The organism is Streptomyces sp. CA-288835, assembly GCF_050936385.1.
Classification (GTDB): domain Bacteria; phylum Actinomycetota; class Actinomycetes; order Streptomycetales; family Streptomycetaceae; genus Streptomyces.
This window is the reverse complement of record NZ_JBNJMW010000001.1, coordinates 592,552-610,573: the sequence shown is the minus strand read 5'-3', so window position 1 is coordinate 610,573 and position 18,022 is coordinate 592,552. Positions and strand designations below refer to the sequence as shown.

9 protein-coding genes are annotated in these 18,022 nt (G+C 69.6%); all 9 read right to left on the bottom strand.

Annotated features, from left to right (window positions below):
- Nucleotides 1–6 precede the first annotated feature (6 nt).
- The 9 genes from ACQEVY_RS02875 to ACQEVY_RS02835 are packed head-to-tail and all read right to left on the bottom strand — an operon-like array spanning nucleotide 7 to nucleotide 17,958.
- Complete coding sequence (locus tag ACQEVY_RS02875) at nucleotides 7–921, bottom strand: beta-glucosidase (RefSeq protein ID WP_432944448.1); 915 nt, start codon at nucleotides 919–921, stop codon at nucleotides 7–9.
- Nucleotides 918–1,862 (bottom strand): hypothetical protein, encoded by a 945-nt coding sequence (locus ACQEVY_RS02870; RefSeq protein WP_432944446.1) that lies wholly within the window; start codon nucleotides 1,860–1,862, stop codon nucleotides 918–920. Before ACQEVY_RS02870 ends, ACQEVY_RS02875 begins: the two co-directional genes overlap by 4 nt.
- Nucleotides 1,863–1,867: 5 nt before the next feature.
- On the bottom strand, nucleotides 1,868–3,316 hold the full coding sequence (locus ACQEVY_RS02865; protein WP_432944444.1) for an alpha-L-fucosidase: 1,449 nt from the start codon (nucleotides 3,314–3,316) through the stop codon (nucleotides 1,868–1,870).
- Between the two features lie 11 nt (nucleotides 3,317–3,327).
- A complete protein-coding gene (locus ACQEVY_RS02860) occupies nucleotides 3,328–5,478 on the bottom strand; it encodes a GDSL-type esterase/lipase family protein (RefSeq protein ID WP_432944442.1) in 2,151 nt (716 codons plus the stop codon).
- Between the two features lie 9 nt (nucleotides 5,479–5,487).
- Complete coding sequence (locus ACQEVY_RS02855) at nucleotides 5,488–6,708, bottom strand: SGNH/GDSL hydrolase family protein (RefSeq protein WP_432944440.1); 1,221 nt, start codon at nucleotides 6,706–6,708, stop codon at nucleotides 5,488–5,490.
- Nucleotides 6,709–6,717: 9 nt separating this feature from the next.
- Nucleotides 6,718–8,724 (bottom strand): glycoside hydrolase family 31 protein, encoded by a 2,007-nt coding sequence (locus tag ACQEVY_RS02850; protein ID WP_432944438.1) that lies wholly within the window; start codon nucleotides 8,722–8,724, stop codon nucleotides 6,718–6,720.
- Nucleotides 8,724–12,452: a beta-galactosidase gene (locus ACQEVY_RS02845; protein WP_432944436.1), complete on the bottom strand. Its 3,729-nt coding sequence runs from the start codon at nucleotides 12,450–12,452 to the stop codon at nucleotides 8,724–8,726. Before ACQEVY_RS02845 ends, ACQEVY_RS02850 begins: the two co-directional genes overlap by 1 nt.
- Nucleotides 12,449–16,093, bottom strand: a complete 3,645-nt coding sequence (locus tag ACQEVY_RS02840; protein WP_432944434.1) for a beta-galactosidase — start codon at nucleotides 16,091–16,093, stop codon at nucleotides 12,449–12,451. Before ACQEVY_RS02840 ends, ACQEVY_RS02845 begins: the two co-directional genes overlap by 4 nt.
- Complete coding sequence (locus ACQEVY_RS02835) at nucleotides 16,090–17,958, bottom strand: glycoside hydrolase domain-containing protein (RefSeq protein WP_432944432.1); 1,869 nt, start codon at nucleotides 17,956–17,958, stop codon at nucleotides 16,090–16,092. The genes ACQEVY_RS02840 and ACQEVY_RS02835 overlap by 4 nt, the downstream gene beginning before the upstream one ends.
- Nucleotides 17,959–18,022 lie beyond the last annotated feature (64 nt).

Below are 18,022 nucleotides of genomic sequence, written 5' to 3'. Positions count from 1 at the left end.
CTCGGTTCAGGCGACGGTCATCGCGAAGATGTGCAGAGCGGGACTACCGCTCGGCAGGCCGTCGCTGACCTTCGGCAGCACGACGGAGTGCAGTTCCTTGTCCTCCAGTTCGACGCCGAAGGTGTAGAGGCTGACCGGGTTCCTGTCCTGGCCCGAGGGGGTGTTGCGGTACGGCAGCACCACCGCGGCCGCGGGGTTCGCCCAGTACCAGTCGGGGACCTCGACGGAGAAGGCCTGCTCCGTACCGTCCGCGTACACGACCTTCCCGGACCCCTTGCCGTCGCCCCAGGTGCAGGTGCCGAGGAAGGCCAGCCGCGAGCCGGTGCCGGACAGCCGCACGGTCTGCCCGGAGGACACCACGTTGTCCTTGGCCCCGGGCTCGGTGTCCGGCCAGGTGAAGGTCGTCCCGCCGTAGGTGACCGAAGCCCCGGGAGTCAGTCCGACCGAGGCCAGCGCCTGGGCGGACAGGCTGGAACGCGAGCCGTCGATGTCGGCGGTGGTGGTGGCGTCGTCGGAGGAGATGCCGGCGTTGTCGAAGGCACTGGCCAGAGACCGGTACGGCAGCCTCAGCGACGAGGTGACGCGGGTGCAGTCGGAGCCGTGCCGGTGGACGTCGAAGAGCGCGTGGGCGGTGCACTCGATGCGGCCCTCGGCGTCGTCGGGCAGCCGGGTTCGCCAGCTGCGGGTGACCGACCGTCCAGGCGCGATACCGCCGAGGCCGTCCGACTCCGCGATGTCGCCCACGGCGAGGTAGAGAACGGTGCCGCGCAAGGTGATCCCGGTGGTGTTCTTGAGGGTCGCGGTCAGGGTCACGGCCTGGCCCGGCCCGGGGGTGGCCGGGGTGACGGTGAGGGAGACGGGCGGCGGGAGGAAGTCCTGCTCGGGGCGGTAGACGGCCTGAGCGAGGCGATGGGTTGTCATCTCGGCTCCACTGAGAAGTGGTCGAACACGGCCTGCACGGTGGTGCCGGGGTAGTTGAGGTTCACGGCGCTCGCCACCACGGCGGCGTCCAGGGCGCCGCTCGCGGAGGGGACGTTCACGCTCGCGACCTCGGTCCAGGAAAGGCCGCTGTTGGTGCTGGAGTACGCGGTGCAGGTGGTGCCGTCGCGGACCAGACGCAGCCAGGCGGGGTGGGTGGAACCGCCGCCACCGGCCCAGGTGTCGAGCCGTCCGTCGCCGTCGCTGTCGGCCATGAACTCCAGGCCGAACGACTTCGACATGGTGAGTACGGCGTAGCCGCCCTTCTCCGGGGCCGTGAGGTCGTTGGCGATGGCGATGCCGTACTTGGCGGTGGGGTTGTCGCTGCCGGTGAGGCTGACCGTCTTGACCTGCACCACGCTCGCCTCGGCGGCGGAGCCGGGACGGAGGATGCCCCCCTTCTCGTCGGTGCCGCCGGAGAAGTCGCGGCCGCCCGCCCAGATCACCAACTGGCTGCCGTACTGGCCGAACTCGGCGTCGTCGGTGGTGGCGAACGTCCGGTACGGGTCCCGCACCTCATTGGGCTCGTAGGGCACCGTGACCGTCTTCGCGGACCGCGCGCAGTCGCTGCTGCGCCCGTCGACGTCGAAGACCACGTGCGCGGTGAACGACACGTTCCCGGCCACGTCGGCCGGCATCGCCGTCTCCCAGCGCCGGGTTGTCTTCGCGCCGCGCCGCAGGTCGCCGAGCGGGATGGTCTTCGCCGCCGTGGTGGCGCCGGGGTTGATCAGGTGGAGCACGGCGTTGCGGAGCGGGAAGGGGCAGTCGTTGGTGAGGACCGCGGTGGCGGTGACCGTGTCACCGTCGGCCGGCTCGGCGGGTTCCGTGGTGACGGTGAGCGTGGGCCCCAGGGTGTCGAACTGGGTACCGTTACTGATTCCCATGCCGGTCACCGGGCCCAGTCGACGGTGAAGACATTGGCGATGTTGCTCGGCAGGGAGGACGGGACGGTGATGTTGATCTTTCCGTCACGGCGGGTCCACCGCAGACTGCCGCTCTTGCCGAGCAGCCGGATCCGGGAAGTGGCGCTGATGGGGATGTCGCCGGGCACCGACAAGGTGCCGCTGGGTGCGCCCAGCACGATGATGTTGAACTTGCCCGGGGAGACGGTGTAGCGGATGCCGAGCGAGCTGCCCTCCTCCTCCGCCCGCACCCAGGGCGTCGACCCGTAGATCGCCGGGCCGTTGACCTTCAGCCAGGCGCCGATGTCGCGCAGTCGCTCCTGCATGATCTCGGGGATCGTGCCGTCCGGCCTGGGGCCGATGTTGAGCAGCAAGTTGCCGTTCTTGCTGACCACGTCGGCGAGCAGCTGGATCAGGAACTCGGAGGTCTTGTAGTCCCCGTCCGGCTCGTGCTTGTTGTAGCCCCAGGAGTAGCCCATGGTCATGCAGCACTCCCACTTCTGGGGATCCATCGTGGGGTTGGTGCGCTGCTCGTACGTCGCGAAGTCGAAGTGGGTGTCGAACCGGTCGTTGATCACGACACCCTTGGGGTGCCTTCGGTTCTTGGCCTGGTTGTAGTAGTGGGCCAGGGGTTCTTCGCTGCGCCACGGCGGTTCGCCGGTGGGCCGGAACCACTGTCCGTCCGCCCACAGCAGCTCCGGGTCGTAGCGGTCGATGATCTCGTAGAGCTGCTTGAGCTCGTAGTCGCCTATGTAGTCCTCGACCGGTTTGTAGCCGGTCATCGGGATTTCCTCGTCGGTGTAGAAGTTGCGCATCGGCCGGCCGATCGCCGGGTTGAAGTACTCGCCGAGCGAGTAGTACAGGCCCGGGCGCACGGTGCCGCGCTTGCGGGCCGCGGTCATCAGCTCACCGACGAGGTCGCGCTTCGGGCCGTACGCCACGGAGTGACGGTCCGTCACCTTGCTGGGGTAGAGGGCGAAACCGTCGTGGTGCTTGCTGGTCAGCGCGAAGTACTCGGCGCCCGCCTGCTCGAACAGCTTCACCCAGGCGTCGGGATCGTACTTCTCGGCCTTGAACTGCGGGATGAGGTCGTCGTAGGTGACGTCCTCGCCGTAGGTGTCGCGGTGGTACTTCCACTCGGCGGTGTCCTTGGTGCTCTGGTACCAGAGGTACCACTCGGAGGCACTTCTCGGCGTCGCGCCGGCGATCACCGAGTAGATGCCCCAGTGGACGAAGATGCCGAATTTGGCGTCCTTGTACCAGCGCGGCACGGGATGGGTGTCGAGGGATGCCTTGGTGGGCTGGTAGTCAGGGATGCCCGGGGCGCCGGGCGCCGCACCTCGGGCGAGGGCCTGGGCGGTGCCGGGCGGGGCGAGGAGCACGGCGCCGCCGACTGCGGCCGCCGTGGTCATGAAGTGCCTGCGATTGACTGCCATCGGGAGACCTCTCACTTGGTGGTGGAGAAGGAGTCGAATACCGCGGTGGTGGTCTGGCCGGGGTGGTTGAGGTTGACGGCACTTGCGACCAGGCCCGCGTCGCCGTCGCCGCTCGCGGACGGCACGGTCGCGGCGGCGACCTGCTGCCATGCGGTGCCGTCGGCACTGGCGTACGCCGTGTACTCGGCGCCGTCGCGGACGAGCTTCAGCCAGGCGGGGTGGTACGAACTGCCGCCCCCGGCCCAGGTGTCGAGCTCCCCGTCGCCGTCGCTGTCGGTCAGGAATTCCAGGCCGAACTGCGCGGACATGGTCAGCACGGCGTAGCCGCCCTTCTCGGGCGCGGTCAGGTCGTTGGCGACGGCGATCCCGGCCTTGGCGGAGGGCCCGCTGCCGGTCTGTCCGACGACGCGGGCCGTCACGGAGCCCGAGGCGGGCGCGGCGCCCGGCAGATGGATGACGGCCTTCTCGTCCTTCCAGCCGGACAGGTCCTGACCACCCGCCCAGATGGCGAACTGGTCGCCGTTCTGGGCGTATTGGGCGTCGGTGGTGGTGGCGGTCGTCAGGTACGGCGCCTGCACGCCGGACGGCACGGGGGTGACCGTGGCGTCCACCTTATCGGTGTCGAACCGCTGCCTGCCGTCCTGGCGGTAGGAGCTGCGGACCCCCAACGGATGGGTGCCCCACACGGCGTCCGACCCAGGCGTCACGGTCCAGGTGACGGTGGAGCTCTCACCCGGGGCGAGGGTGCGGATACGCGCGCCGCCTGCCGGGTCGGCGGACCAGCCGGCCGGAAGATCCAGCCGGGTACGGATGTTGGTGGCCGCCGAGCGGCCGTCGTTGGTGACGGTGGCGGTGATTTTCGTGCCCGGGTCGCCGTCTTGCACGCTCGGCCGGTACGGGGTGAGCCTGACGCGGGTCGACGGGCAGTCGCGGGCCGCCCCGAGGGTGGTGAGGTCGACGGCGTCGGCGAACGCCTTCATCCCGGTGTCGTTGGGATGCAGATGGTCACCGGAGTCGAAGGCGGCGGCGTAGCGGGTGGGGTCCTCCGGATCCCGTACCGCCTTGTCGAAGTCGGCGTAGTCGTCGAAGACGCCGCCGGAGTCGCGTACGAACGCGTTGACCTTCTGCCGGTCGGCCTCCTTGGCCTCGGTCCACCAGTCACCCCAGCCGCGATACGGGACGACCGTCGCGCCGATCACCCGCAGCCCGCGGGTGTGCGCGCGGCGCGCGATCTCCTTCATGCCGTCGATCACCTGGTCGCCGGTGGCGCCGCCCCAGCTCAGGTCGTTGACACCCTCGAACAGGACCACCGTCCGGGCGCCCGGCTGCGACAGCACATCGCGTTCCAGCCGGTCCAGCACCGACGGGTTGCCGTCGACGCCGGCCGTGATCCGGTTGCCGCTGATGCCCTCGTTCAGCACTCCCGCGGTGGACGAGCAGGCCGACAGCCGTCCCGCCAGATAGTCGGGCCAGCGCCGGTTGGCGTTCGCCGTGGAGGACGCTCCGTCGGTGATGGAGTCGCCGAGCGCCACCACGGAGCCCGCCGTGTCACCGCCGCGTACGTCGACACCGGTCAGGAACGGGAAGGTGGAGTCGGTCCTGGTGAAGGCGTCCCCGGCGGCGTCCGAGGCGTGGTCGCCGCCGCCGTCGGGCGTCCAATAGATGGTCTGCAGGCCCATCCAGTGCTGGCTGATGTGGGTCAGCCGACCGGGGAAGTACAGGCTGACGACCAGGTCACTGCGGGCCGGCACGGGGACCCGGACAGCATCGCTCACCGCCTGCTCCCCGGCGGGGATCGTCACCTCGTCCTTGCCGCCGAACCGCAACTCATACGGCTTCGCGACGGCCGAGCCGCCGTCACTGCGCCCCACGGTCGCGTGCCCGATCGTCACCGGCTCGGTGGTGAAGGCATTGGTCAGGCGGATGCGTACGCTCGACCCGCCGGCGCTCACCCGCACCGGTATCCGTACGGTCACCTCCGAGGTGCCCGGGTCGTACGAGGCGTGCTGTGCGGTTGCCCAAGTCCCTGTCCACTCCGGCTGCTTGGTCTCGGCCGCGGCCGGAGTCGCCGGGAGCAGGGCCGCCAGGACAGCCGCCACGGCCGCGGTCAGGGCTGCGAATCTTCGGCGTTCACGCAGGTGTCCACGTAGATGTCCGAACACGGGCCCTCCTCAGGAACAGCCGCGGCCGAGCCCGAGCGCGGCGAGGTCGATGGAGTCGGCGAAGGCCTTCATCCCGGCGTCGTTGGGGTGCAGATGGTCGCCCGAGTCGTATGCCGCGCCGAGCCGCCGCGGGTCCGCCGGGTCCCGTACCGCCTGGTCGAAGTCGGCGTAGCCGTCGAAGACCCCACCGGAGTCCCGCACGAACGCGTTGACCTGCTGCCGCCGGGCCTCCGTCTCCTCGCTCCAGCCGCCCCAGGTGAAGTCCTTGTACGGCGTGATCGTGGCGGCGACGACCCGCATCCCGCGCTGGTGCGCCCGGTCGGAGATCTCCGTCATCCCGGCGATGATCTGCTCGGCACTCGCCCCGCCGAGATCGTTGATGCCCTCGAAGAGGATCAGGGTCCTGGCCCCCGGTTGGGAGAGCACATCGCGTTCGAGCCGGTCCAGGGCCGAGGGGTTGGTCGCGGTCCCGGCGGTGATCCGGTTGCTGGTGATGCCCGCGTTGAGCACCCCCGCGCCGGGCCGGCAGGCGTTCAGCCGGGCGGAGAGCAGGTCGGGCCAGCGCTGGTTGGTGTCGGGCGTCGAGAAGGACCCGTCGGTGATGGAGTCGCCGAGCGTCACCACCGATCCGGTCCGCGGCGCGGTCACGTCGACGCCGCTGAGGAAGGGCCAGCTCGTGGTGGTCCAGGTGAAAGCGTCGCCGGCGGTGTCGGCGGCGTGGTCGCCCGCCCCGTAATCCGTCCAGTAGACGGTCTGCTGCGCCCACCAGTGGTCGGTGATGTGCGTGATCTGACCGGGCAGATGGAGGCTGACCACCAGATCGGCCAGGGCCGGTACGGAGAGGCGGAGGGGATCGCTGACCGCCTCGCCGCCCGCCGGGACGGTCACCTCACGCTTCCCGCCGAACCGCAGGTCGTACGGACGCGCCACGGCGGAACCGCCGTCGCGCAGCCCCACGGTCGCGTGCCCGATCGTCACGGGGTCGGTGGCGTAGGCGTTGGTCAGCCGAATCCGTACGGATGAACCGCCGACGCTGGTGTGCACCGGCATCCGTACCGTCACCTCGGACATGCCCGAGACCTCGTAGTGCTCGCTCGGTGCCGTGGCCCAGGTCCCCGTCCAGCCGCGCCGACCGTCCTGCTGACCGGCCTCGGCGGGCGCCATCGTCCCGGCCACGACGGCCGAGACCGCCAGAAGCAATGCCGCGAGCCTGCCGCGTATCCCACGCATGTGCCGCCCCTACCGTTCCGCGCCGGTGCGCGCGAGCGCCTGGTACGCCTTGGTGGCGCCCTTGGCCTTGAGATTCACGAACGCCGGGGTCACCCCGAGCGGCGTCGCGTACCCCTTGAGCGTCACCGGGCCGCGGACGACCTCGCCGTCGGTGACGTCGCGCCACGTTCCGGTCGGCAGGAAGACGTCCCGGGTGGTGCCTTCGTCGAGCTTGGGCGCGGCGAGCACGGCCGGGCCCAGCATCCACTCGTCGGTGACCGTGTAACTCGCCTCGTCCTTCGGGAAGTCGAAGAACAGCGGCCGCATGATCGGGTCACCGGTCCTCAGCGTCTGCTGCACCTGGTCCCAGATGTACGGGGCCAGCCGCTCGTGCGTCGCGATGGCCGACCGGTAGAGCTCGACCGTCTCCTGGTCGTAGCCGACCCACTCGCCGGTCGTCGTGTCCCGTACACCGGTGGGTGAGGTCGAGGCGTACATCAGCGGCATCAGGGAGGCGGCCTGTGCCCAGCGGGTCAGGACCTGTTTGGTGGGCGGCGGGTAGCCGAGCGAGCCGCCGATCATGTCGGTCTCGACGAAGGGGTAACCGATCGTGGAGACCGCCAAGTTGGCCGAGACCGCGGCGCGCAGCCCGGCGAAGGTGGTCGGTTTGTCGGCCGTACGGGTGGCGAAGCCCTTCGCCTGCGCGGCGTTCCACGCGACCCGCAACCCCGCCCCCTGCTGGTCGAACTCGTCGGCCAGCTCGGTGCCGTGCCGCACGTAGTCGCCGCGGGTGGCCCCCGGGTAGGGGGCGCACCGGTCGTCGAAGAAGGCGGTGTCGAACTTGAACCCGGCGACCCCCAACTCGCTTGCCTGCGCCTTGAGATCGTCGGTGTACCACTGCCGCGCGGCCGGGTTCGCCAGGTCGATCAGCCCGGTCTGCCGACCGTTCCACCAGGTGAACAGGCACGGTTTGGCCGGGTCGGACGGGTCCTTCAGCAGATACCCGTTGTCGATGGCTTCGGAGAAGTTGGCGGCGGTCTCGGGCATGTACAGGCCGGTCCACATGCCGAGGTCGAACCCGAGGCGGCCCAACTCCCGGGAAAGTGCGGGCAGATCGGGGAAGCGTTCGCCGAAGTCGGCGGCGATCACGCTCTCCTCGATCTGTAGAGCGTGCCCGCCGAGCCCGGCGCCGGCCAGCGCGCGGGCCCAGGCGAGGACGTTCTCCTGGTTCTGCTCGCCGTAGAGCTGGGCCCAGGAGTTCCACAGCGGGGTGGCGTACTGCTCGTAGGAGGTGTCGGAGCGCTCGGGCTTGCCGACCAGCGCGATGTGGTCGCGGTATACCTCGGCGGGGGTGTTCTCGACGAACACCGTGGAGGCGGCGGGCCGGGCCCCGGTGACGGTGAACTCGCCGAGCCCGTTGCCACCGGAGTTGATCCGCACGTCCATCGGGTCGTCCGTGTTCGCCCGCAGCCCGGTGGCGCTGGAGGTGTACCAGAAGGGCGAGACCACCTGGTACGACGCCGGGCTGAACCCGGTGTCCACCAGCTGCCCGGAGTCCAGCGGCCAGGGCTGGACGGTCTGGTCGCTGTTCTCGCCGTGGCCGTACCAGTGCCCGGCGCTGCTCAGGTCGTACGCCGTGCTGAGCACATCGGCGGTGGCCCCGGACAGCGACCAGTCGACGTCGTACCGGTCGGAGCGCAGCGTGATCTTCAGGGCGACGGTGACGCCCGGCAGATCGGTGGCAGCGGTGACACGCAGGGTGTTGCCGTCACGGGTGCTGCCGGTGACCTCCCGGACGAGGTACCAGTCGGCGCCGATCCGGAACCGGAACGCCGCGGGCGCGGTGGCCAGTACGGTCCTGCCCGCCCGTACCGTGGTGAGGGCCAACCGGTCGGTGGCGACGCGCAGTTCGTAGTCCGGTGTCGTGACGGCGATCGGCCCGGATGGGCCGGCCGTCGCGGGGGCCGCGCCGAGCAGCGGGGCGGCCAGGAGCAGCGCCGCCGAGCCGCGTCGGACGGTTCGTCTCCGCACAGGCATCAGGCACCGCCGCCGCAGGTCAGCTTGGCGTCCGCCCAGTCGGCGTGGTCGAGGGCGTTGCCGTCACCGGCGTCCGAGACGACGAGTTCGAGCCGCCGCGCGCCTGCCACGTCGACGTCGATCTCCTTCGTCGCGGTGTCCCGGTCGACGGTGCCGCTCTCGTAGACGGGCGTTCCGTCGGCGAGGACGGTGTAGGTGACGGTGGCCGGGCCGTCGGAGCGGCCGTAGGTCTCCTGGTCGAGGCCGAGCGCGGCGTGGAAGGTGGTGCAGGTGCCGCCGAGCCACACCTGGACGCTGCTGCCGGCGTGGGTGCCAAGTCCCTTGTTGTAGACGGTGTCGTGGAGAGTGAGCGGCAGGCCGTCGCCCTCGGCGTTCTCACCGTTTGACTGGTCGCGTTCGACCGGGCCCCAGCCGTTGCTGCTGGACTGGAACGGCAGATCGCTGACGTAGTGTTCACCGGCCGTGAGCGGCGGTGGCTGCGCGGCCACCACCTGTTCCCCGGTCACCGAACGGGGCTTGCCGACGCGGGTGAAGTCGGCGGTGGCGCGGAGGATCGCGACGGTGCCGGTCTTCTGGTCAGCGGGCACAGTGACGGTCCACTGAGCCTTCGCCGAAGCACCGGGCTTGAGGGTGCCGAGTCGCACAGGATCGGCCGGGGTCGCGGTCCAGCCTTCCGGCAGCTTCGGGCTCAGGGTGAGGTCGCGAAGCGGCTTGCCGTCGTCCGGTACGGCAGCCGTCGCCGTGACCTGGTAGCTGTGGCCCGGCTCCACGGTGTCGGGGGCGTCGACGGTCACCCGCGCCGGGGTGGCCGGGTCGGCGTAGGTGGCGGCGTCGTAGGCCGGGGCGGCCACATTGCCGACCCGCAGCGAGGAAGTGACATTGCCGAGTGTGGTGAGGCCGACCTTTCCGAGGCCGCCGCTCTTCGCGTCCTCGCTCCACGAGGCGATGGCGATGGTGTTCTTGCCGTCGGCGCGCAGGATGCCGTTGGGGACGGGGAAGGTGTGCTGGGGGCCGGTGTCGTTGATGTAGTGGCCCATCAGCCAGCCGTTGACGTAGATGAGGGCGCGGTAGTTCCGCTTGGGGTCGTCGGTGATGGTGACGCCGACGGAGACGTCCTGGCCCTTGGGCAGGCGGGGGTTGAACGTGGTGCGGTACCAGGCGATCCCGGGGGTCTTGTCGGTGGCCGGCAGCGTGGCTTCCTCCCAGGCGCGGTCCGGGTAGCCGGGCAGTGTCCAGCCCGAACGCTCCCCGTACAGACCGCTGTTGTTCATGTGCCCGCGTACGGTGTCGACGGGCTTCTCACCACCCCGGGCGCCCTGGAGGCGCCAGGTGATCTGCGCGTCGGAGCCGGCCAGATACGCCGTGGTCAGGCCGCGCGGCTGCTTGTGGTCGTCGCTGTTCCAGGTGAAGTCCTCGTTGTGGCCCATGGTGCCGACCAGGACGGAGATCACGTTCTCCTTGCCCTCGCGCAGCAGCCCTTCGGCGATGGGGAAGGTCTTGCGGCCGGTCTGACTCGTCCCGGCGAACTTCCCGTTGATCCACACCGAGTACGCGCCCACCGCGGCCGAGCCGGTGTCCGGGTTGGTGGCGTAGGCGGTCAGGGAGAGGGACTTCTCGGTGCCGGTGGCCTTGAAACGGCCGCGGTACCAGACGTAGCCGTAGTGGTAGCCGTACTCGTCCTGGTAGAGCACCGGCAGAGTCCCGGGCTCGGTCGGATTGTTGGTGGTCAGCTTGTCGGCGTACGTCCAGGACGCGTCGTCGAAGTCCGGGTCGGCCTCGGGGGTTTCGGCGGCCGTCTTCCAGCCGGTCAGCTCGGGGAGCTCGACGTCCTTCGGGCCGGGCACGGTGCCCAGCAGGCTGCCGGAGGAGGTCGGTTCCGCTTTCAGGGGTACGCCGTTCCAGGTGACGTTCCGTACACCGGGCGGGGCGAAGACCTCCAGCGGGCCTGCCTTCTTCGCATCGCCGGTGAGGGCGAGCGTCGTCCCCCGGCCGGTGACCGACGCCGTACGGACCAGCTCGGTGCCGCGTTCCAGGACTGGACCGGCTGCCGTGTCCTGCCGCCAGAAGCCGGCGGCCTCGTCGTCGGTGCCGATGAGCAGCAGCAGATCGGGGCGGCCGCCGCCCTGGACGAGGACCCGGGTGAGGCTGGAGTGGGTGTAGTCCAGCTTCAGGTCGCCGCGCTCGGCGTCCCAGGTGGCGTCCGCCTTGCCGTCGAGCACGGTGACCTTGGGCTCGGAGGAGTAGCGGAGCACGGTCTGTCCCGGGTCTCCCTCGCCGCCGTACAGCACGGCTTGCGTGCGGTCACCGGTTCGGGCCCGTGTACTGGTCAGCAGCTCGCTCGTGGAGTAGACGAGCCGCTGACCACCGCCGAGGTCGTGGCCTGCGACGAGGATCTTGCCGGTCTTGCCGTTGAGCCGTGCGGTGACCGGATAGGTGCCGTCCGGGGTCTTCCAGTCGAAGGTGGTGGTGGCGTCGGCGTCGGCCATCGGGTCGCCGTGCCGGAGATAGAGGAACTGGGTGTCGGTGTCCGGGTTGGCGCGGGCCTCGATGTGCACGGCGTTGTTGGAGGAGGCGGGCGCGTCGGCCGGATCGGTCGCGGTGAGCGGGGCGGTAGTGGTGTAGAAGAGGCCCTGCCGCTTCATCTCGTCGTAGTCGGCGCCGGTCTGGCGCGGTTCGCTGATCGGTGCGCCGTAGTCGTACGAGGTGTAGACCTGGCGTGGGTCGGCGAGCCAGCCCCAGTTGGTGCCGCCGTAGGTCATGTACAGGTTCTCGATCGTCGTGCCCTGCATGACCTCGTGCTTGTTGACGATCTTCTGGTAGGCGGGGCCCATCTTCTCCCGGCACTTCTCGTAGCCGGTGTCGCCCCAGGTCTGGAACCAGCCGGTGCCCGCCTCGAAGATCGCCAAGGGTGCGTCGTCCTGCTGCCGCTTGAGGGTGGGCAGCCACCACTCGCCCTTGCAGAAGGAGTTGTACTGGTCCAGCTCGCCGACGAAGTCCAGGCCCTCGCCGCCCGCGTACTGCGGCATCGGCTCATTGCCGACGAGGGGCACGGTGATTCCGTCGGCCCGTACCTGCTTGCTCAGCTCGACGATGTAGTCGCGGCCTTCCGGGTCGTACAGCTCGTTCTCGACCTGGTAGAGCAGCACCGGTCCCGTGCCGTCGGTGACCTGGCGGCGGGCGACGATCTTGTCGATCTCCTTGAGCCACTCGCGGGCGGCGTCGAGGTATTCGGGGTCGGTGGAGCGGGCCTGTCCCTTCTGCGTCATCAGCCAGCCGGGGAAGCCTCCGCCGTCCGTCTCGGCGTTGATGTACGGGCCAGGCCGGGCGATGACATAGAGCCCGGCCTCCTCGGCCATGTCCAGGAGCTTGTCGACGTCACGGACGCCGGTGAAGTCGTAACGGCCCTTCGCCGGGGAGTGGTAGCCCCAGTCGAAGTAGATCGAGACGGCGTTCATGCCGCTGGCCTTGATCTTCTGGAGCACGTCGCGCCACAGGTCGGGGCTGGGGAGCCGCCAGTAGTGGAACTCTCCGGACCAGACGAAGAGCCGCTCGCCGTCGACCTTGACGGAGTACTTGTCGTAAGTAACCGTGTGCGGCGAGGGCTTGGCGGCTGCTGCGGCCGACGGGACCGTGGCGTGGGCGGGAACCGCCGCGGAAAGGGCGAGCAGTACGGCGGCCAACGCTGCGGCCAGTAGGGTACGCAGCTGTCCAACTCGTGCGAGGCTCACGAGGTGCCTCCCGCACAGGTCAGCTTGGCGTCGGCCCAGTCGGCGTGGTCCGTGGACACATCGCCGTCGCCGTCGACCAACAGGTCCAGCCAGCGGGCGCCGGTCACGTCCACGTCGACCGCGGCACCGCCGTCGGAGCCGTACAGCACCGGGCTGTCGAACAGGGAGCGGCCGTCTGCGATCACCTCGAAGGAGACGCTGCCGTTGTCGCCGACCTCGTCGTCCACCCCGGCGGTTGCGGTGAACCGGGTGCAGCCGCCGCCGAGATAGACCCGGACCTGGCTGTTCGCGTGCACGCCGAGGCCCTTGTCGTGCGAGGTGTCACCGACCGAGAGCATCCGCCCGTCGCCCGCCGCGGACTCGCCGTTGGAGGCGTCCTTCTCCACCGGGCCCCAGCCGTTGACCGCCTTGACCAGGGTCAGGTCGCTGACATAGGCGTCGGCGGACAGCCCCAGCGGCGGCACCTGCACGGCCCGTACACCCGTGACGGTGCCCGGACGGCCGGGCTGTGTGAGCGTGGCGGTCGCGGACAGGACGGCGTAGTGGACCGGGTCGCCGGGCGGGATCACGGTGTAGGTGGCGGTCACCGTGCCGCCGGGCCGGACCCGGTCGAAGCGTGTGGTGTCGTCGGTGGTCGACGTCCAGCCGTCCGGGGCCTTCAGCGCCAGCTTGACGTTCCGGGCCGTCGGCGCGTCCTTCGGCACGCTCAGGGTGACGGGGACCTTGGCGGCGGTACCGGTGCCAAGGAACGGCTCGGCGTCGACGGTGACATGGGCGCCCGAGTCCGGCATGGCGTACGTCTTGGCGTTGTACGAGGGCGCGGCGACGGGGCGTACGTCGACACCGCCGGCGGAGGCTCCGAGGTCCACGAGCTTCGCCGAACCCGGGCCCGCGTCAGCCTCGGTGGACCAGACGGCCAGGGCGATGGAGTTGCTGCCCTGCTCGCGCAGGATGCCCTTGGGAATGACGTAGCGTGTCTGGGGTCCGGTGTCCGGCAGGTAGCGGCCTATCAGCCAGCCGTTGACGAAGATCTGGGCGCGGTAGCCGGTACCGCCGCCGTCGACTTCGGCGAGATCGAGTGCGATCGCGTTGTCCTGGCCCTGCGGCAGGTCGAGCCGGGCGGAGGTGCGGTACCAGCGCACGCCGGGCCCGGTCTTCCCGGAATGCCCGGGCAGGGTGGTGCTCTTCCAGCCGCCGTCGGGGAAGCCCGGTAGCGACCAGCCGGCCCGCTCCCCGTAAAGCCCGCCGTTGTTGTACGGGCCCCGGGCAGTGTCGACCGGGTCCTCGCCGCCCCGGCTGCCCTGGATCTTCCAGGTGAGCGTGGAGGCCCCGCCGACCACCTCGGCGCCGAGCAGACCGCGCGGCTCCTTGGAGTAGTCGTGGCCCCATTCCTCGTTGTGGCCCGCGTTCTCGACGAGCACGGAAAGGACGTTGTCGCCGTCCGCCTTGAGCGTCCCGGACGGGATGTCAAAGGTGTGCGCGCCGTCGCCGGAACTGCCGAGGTAGCGGCCGTTGAGCCAGACCGCGTACTGGCCGGTCGGGCCGGTGTTGGCGTCGAGTGCGAGCGCGGTCGCGGCACCGGTGGTTCTGAACCGGCCGCGGTACCAGACGTTGCCGTGGTGGTAGCCGTACTCGTCCATCGCGAGGACCGGCAGCGACCCGGCCAGTTCTGGGTTATTGGCGGTGAGGTGGTCGGCGGTGGTCCAGGTGGAGTCGTCGAAGCCGGGTGCGGACTCCGGCGCCTCCTCCTTGTACTTCCACGTCGTCAGCTCGGGCAGCTCGATGGGGCGCGGCGCCTGGGTCACGGCGACCTTGCGGCCGTTCCAGGTCACCTTCTTGGCATCGGCGATGACCTCGATCTTCGCGGCATCGGTGGAGTCGCCGGTCAACTTCAGGGTGTTGCCCGCCAGTTCGGCCGTACGGACGAGGGACGGGCCGCGTACGAGAACCGGGCCCGCGGCGGTGTCCTGTTGCCACCAGTGGGCGGTCTCGGCGGTGTCGGCGATCAGCAGTTCCATGCCGTTCACCAGCACACGGGCCAGGCCCTTGTGGGTGTAGTTCAGCCGCAGGTCGCCACGTTCCGCGTCCCAGGTGGTGGTGACCTCGCCGTCGAGGACGGTGACCTTCGGCTGCTCGGCGTACCGCAGCACGGTCTCGCCGACCTCGCCCTCACGCCCGTACAGCAGCGCCACGTCCCGGTCATCGATCCGGGCGTGCGTCATGATCTCCGAGGTGGAGTAGACGAGCCGCTGGGTCCTGCTCAAGTCGTAGCCTGCGACGAGGAGTTTGGCGTCCCGGCCGTCGACGGTGATCGTTCCCTGCTGCGGCACGCGCGGGTAGTCGCCGTCCGCGCCGGTCAGGGACAGGGTGGTCTCGTCCTTGTCCTTCACCCGGGTGTCGGCGTGCCGGACGGTGAAGAACTGGGTGCCGTCGTCGGGGTTGACGCGCCGGTCGATGCGCAAGGCGTCGTCGGCCGGGGCCGGGGCCTCGGCCTTGTCGGTGCGCGCCAGCGGGGTCACGGAGTTGACCATGTATCCGAGACGCTTGAACTCCTGGTATTTGTCGGTCAGTTGGCGGGACTCGTTGATCGGGGCCCCGTAGTCGTACGACGTGTAGACCGCGTTGGGGTCGGCGAGCCAGCCCCAGTTGGTGCCGCCGTACGTCATGTAGAAGGACTGGCCGCTCACCCCGGCGGCGATGTTCATCTTGCTGAACACCCGGGTGAAGTCGGTGCCGGTGAGTTTCGCGCAGTTCTGGTATCCGGTGCCGCCCCAGGGGTCGAAGGCGCCGCCCTGAGCCTCCGGGATGATCAGCGGGGACTCGGGCTTCCACTCATTGACGTACGAGTAGTCGGGCAGGTTCTTCCAGGTGTCGGGGTCCTTGCAGTCGAAGCCCTGCGGATAGGCGTCGAAGCCGTAGATGTCCGGCGCGCCCTTGCCGCTGACCCAGTTCTTGTTGGCGCCGCCGTCGTTGACGAAGGTCGGGACGTCGATGCCGTCCTCGCGCGCCCAGTCGATGAGGGTCTGCATGTAGTCGGCGTCCTGACGGCCGCCCTGGTACTCGTTCTCGACCTGATAGAGGATCACATTGCCGGTGCCACGCGTGAGTTGGTGCCGCGCGATGATCGGGTTGATCCGGCTCATCCACTCCCGTGCTGCCTTCATGTACTCCAGCTCGGAGGTGCGGTTCACGCCGGCCTGTGTCTTCCGCCAGGCGGGCATGCCACCGCCGGAGACCTCCGCGTTGATGTACGGGCCCGGGCGGGCGATCACGTACAGGCCCGCGCGCTCGGCCTCGTCGAGCAGCCGCTCCACGTCACGGGTGCCGGTGAAGTCGTACGAGCCCGGCTTGGCCGAGTGGTAGCCCCAGTCGAAGTAGAGCGAGACCGCGTTGAATCCGCCCGCCTTGATCTTCTGGAGGACATCGCGCCAGGCATCCGGGCTGGGCAGCCGGAAGTAGTGGAACTCGGCGCCCCAGATGTACAGGGGTTTGCCGTCGACCCGCACGGAGTACTGGTCGTAGGTCACGGTGTGCGGGGCCGTCGGCTCCGCCTGAACCGGTGCCGCGGCAGCACTTGCGCCGGTCAGGGGCATGACAGAGAGAGCTCCGGCGAGCAGCAGTGATCTCCACTTCCCCCTCATGACGTCAGCCCCTTCACGACTGCGGCCCGCGCGGTCTCGATGTCGCCGACGTCCTTCGTCCGGCCGTCGAGGTTCCGGGTCGCGGTGGTGAGGGCCTCGGTCAGCGCGTCGCTGTCGCCACCGCCGTCCTTCTTCCGCAGCTGGGCGATGAGTTCGTAGTCCTCGATGCCCTCCTTCAGCTGCTCCCAGCGGATGCTGGACATCGGGCCGCCCTTGCCCGGGTAGACCAGATACTCGTCGCCCTGCGTGAAGATGTGCACCGGCTGCTTGAAGGGGTCGCTGGTCCAGCTGTTGTACGACCAGCGCAGGAAACCGTCCAGATTCCGCTGGGCGGAGATCCACGGCAGCATCCGGGATTCGACGGCGGGCGAGTACGACAGCGTGTTGGGGTGGGCCGGCGAGCCGTACACGTAGAAGGTCGTGGTCTTGCCTGCCTTGCGCCGCTCCGCCACCTTCTCCTTCGTCATCGCGTCGATGCCGCCCCAGTCGACGGACAGGTTGGACGCGACGCCTTCGGTGCTGATCGAACCGGCCACGGAGATACGGGCGTCGAAGACCGGCGCGACCTCGTGGACGAAGTCCTTGACGACCGTCATGGTGTCGATGGGCCGCTCGTCGAAGGACAGCCAGGTGTCCTCCAGCCAGCCCTTGGCCTTCAGGTGCTTTTCGAAGGCGGGAAGGAACGCTCCCCACGCCTCCCGCCAGCGGTCGCCGCCGAGATCGACGTTCTCGTAGACAGTCTTGCCGGTGCGGGTGTCGGTGTAGGTGAGGTGCTCCTGGTCCTGGAACGCCAGCATGGAGAAGGCACCGATGTCGGGCCCGAGACCGGCGCGTCTGGCGGCCTGGACGTACTTGTCCCAGCGGCCGAAGTCGAAGGAGAACGTCTCTCCGTTCCAGGCCCAGCCCACCATGCTGGTGTACGGCGTGGCTGTCTGCGACTCCCGGGTGCCGAGTGACCACTGGTGGTGCCAGGGGTTGTCGACGATGGTGGTGTTGATGACCTTCTGGCCGCGCGAGGCCAGGTCGCGGTTGTACTTCTCGATCAGCTTCCAGTGCTGGTCGGACCAGAGCTTGACGCCGTGGTTCTTGGCCATCGTCTCCGGCTGCGCCCACACGTCGAGGAAGAAGTCATAGTCCGCCGGGTCGGGCACGCTCGCGTCCGCGACCTCAATGGTCAGCGGGTAACTGGCCTGAGTACGGCCGTCCGCGTTGACCTTCACTGTGCCGGTGTAGGTGCCGGGCCTGGCCTTCTCGGGGATCTGGAAGGTGAACCAGAGCGGCTGCGCGGCGTACGCGGGCACGTCCATGGAGGACCGCTCCTCAAGGGCGTCGCCGACCACATCGGGGTTGCGGTCGCCGGACACCTCCTTGCCGGAGCTGACCTGGTCGATGGTGGCGGACCAGTCGACCTCGCTCTTGGAACGCTGCACGGGCACGTACTTGACGAACCGGACGTCCGTGTCGGCGCCGGACAGCTTGGCGCCGCCGGGCCCGGTGAGGTCGCCGACCACGGCCTTCACGTTGTCGAGGTCCTGGCCGGAGGCGATCGCCAGCTGCGCGGAGACCTGCTCGTTGCGGACGGCGGAGAGCTTGAGCTCCTTGGTGTCCTTGCCCTGGATGGCGGTCATCGGGTAGCGCGGGACCCGCTCCTCCGCGGAGCCGGCGAAGGAACCGGTGGGAACCCAGGTGATGGTGTCCCTGGTGCCCATGGCGTCGGCGACCTTGGCGGTCAACCAGGTGGTGGTGGCCTTGGAGTTGAGGTCGGGGCCGGTGGTCGCCGTGCCGGTGACGGCGATCGCGGTGGTGCTCGCGGCCACGACCACGCCCGCGACGAAGCCGGCGACAGCTGAGGACGTACGTGCCATGGGGGTGGGTTCCCTCTCTCATGGACGTGCAGGGAGTGGTCCCCGGCAGGCCCCCAGGGGGGTG

Bases quoted from the DNA above. Each gene is read 5' to 3' on its own strand.
- ACQEVY_RS02850 (WP_432944438.1), bottom strand. From the start codon at position 8,724: ATGCCTGTGCGGAGACGAACCGTCCGACGCGGCTCGGCGGCGCTGCTC.
- ACQEVY_RS02855 (WP_432944440.1), bottom strand. From the start codon at position 6,708: ATGCGTGGGATACGCGGCAGGCTCGCGGCATTGCTTCTGGCGGTCTCG.
- ACQEVY_RS02835 (WP_432944432.1), bottom strand. From the start codon at position 17,958: ATGGCACGTACGTCCTCAGCTGTCGCCGGCTTCGTCGCGGGCGTGGTC.
- ACQEVY_RS02870 (WP_432944446.1), bottom strand. From the start codon at position 1,862: ATGGGAATCAGTAACGGTACCCAGTTCGACACCCTGGGGCCCACGCTC.
- ACQEVY_RS02875 (WP_432944448.1), bottom strand. From the start codon at position 921: ATGACAACCCATCGCCTCGCTCAGGCCGTCTACCGCCCCGAGCAGGAC.
- ACQEVY_RS02865 (WP_432944444.1), bottom strand. From the start codon at position 3,316: ATGGCAGTCAATCGCAGGCACTTCATGACCACGGCGGCCGCAGTCGGC.
- ACQEVY_RS02840 (WP_432944434.1), bottom strand. From the start codon at position 16,093: ATGAGGGGGAAGTGGAGATCACTGCTGCTCGCCGGAGCTCTCTCTGTC.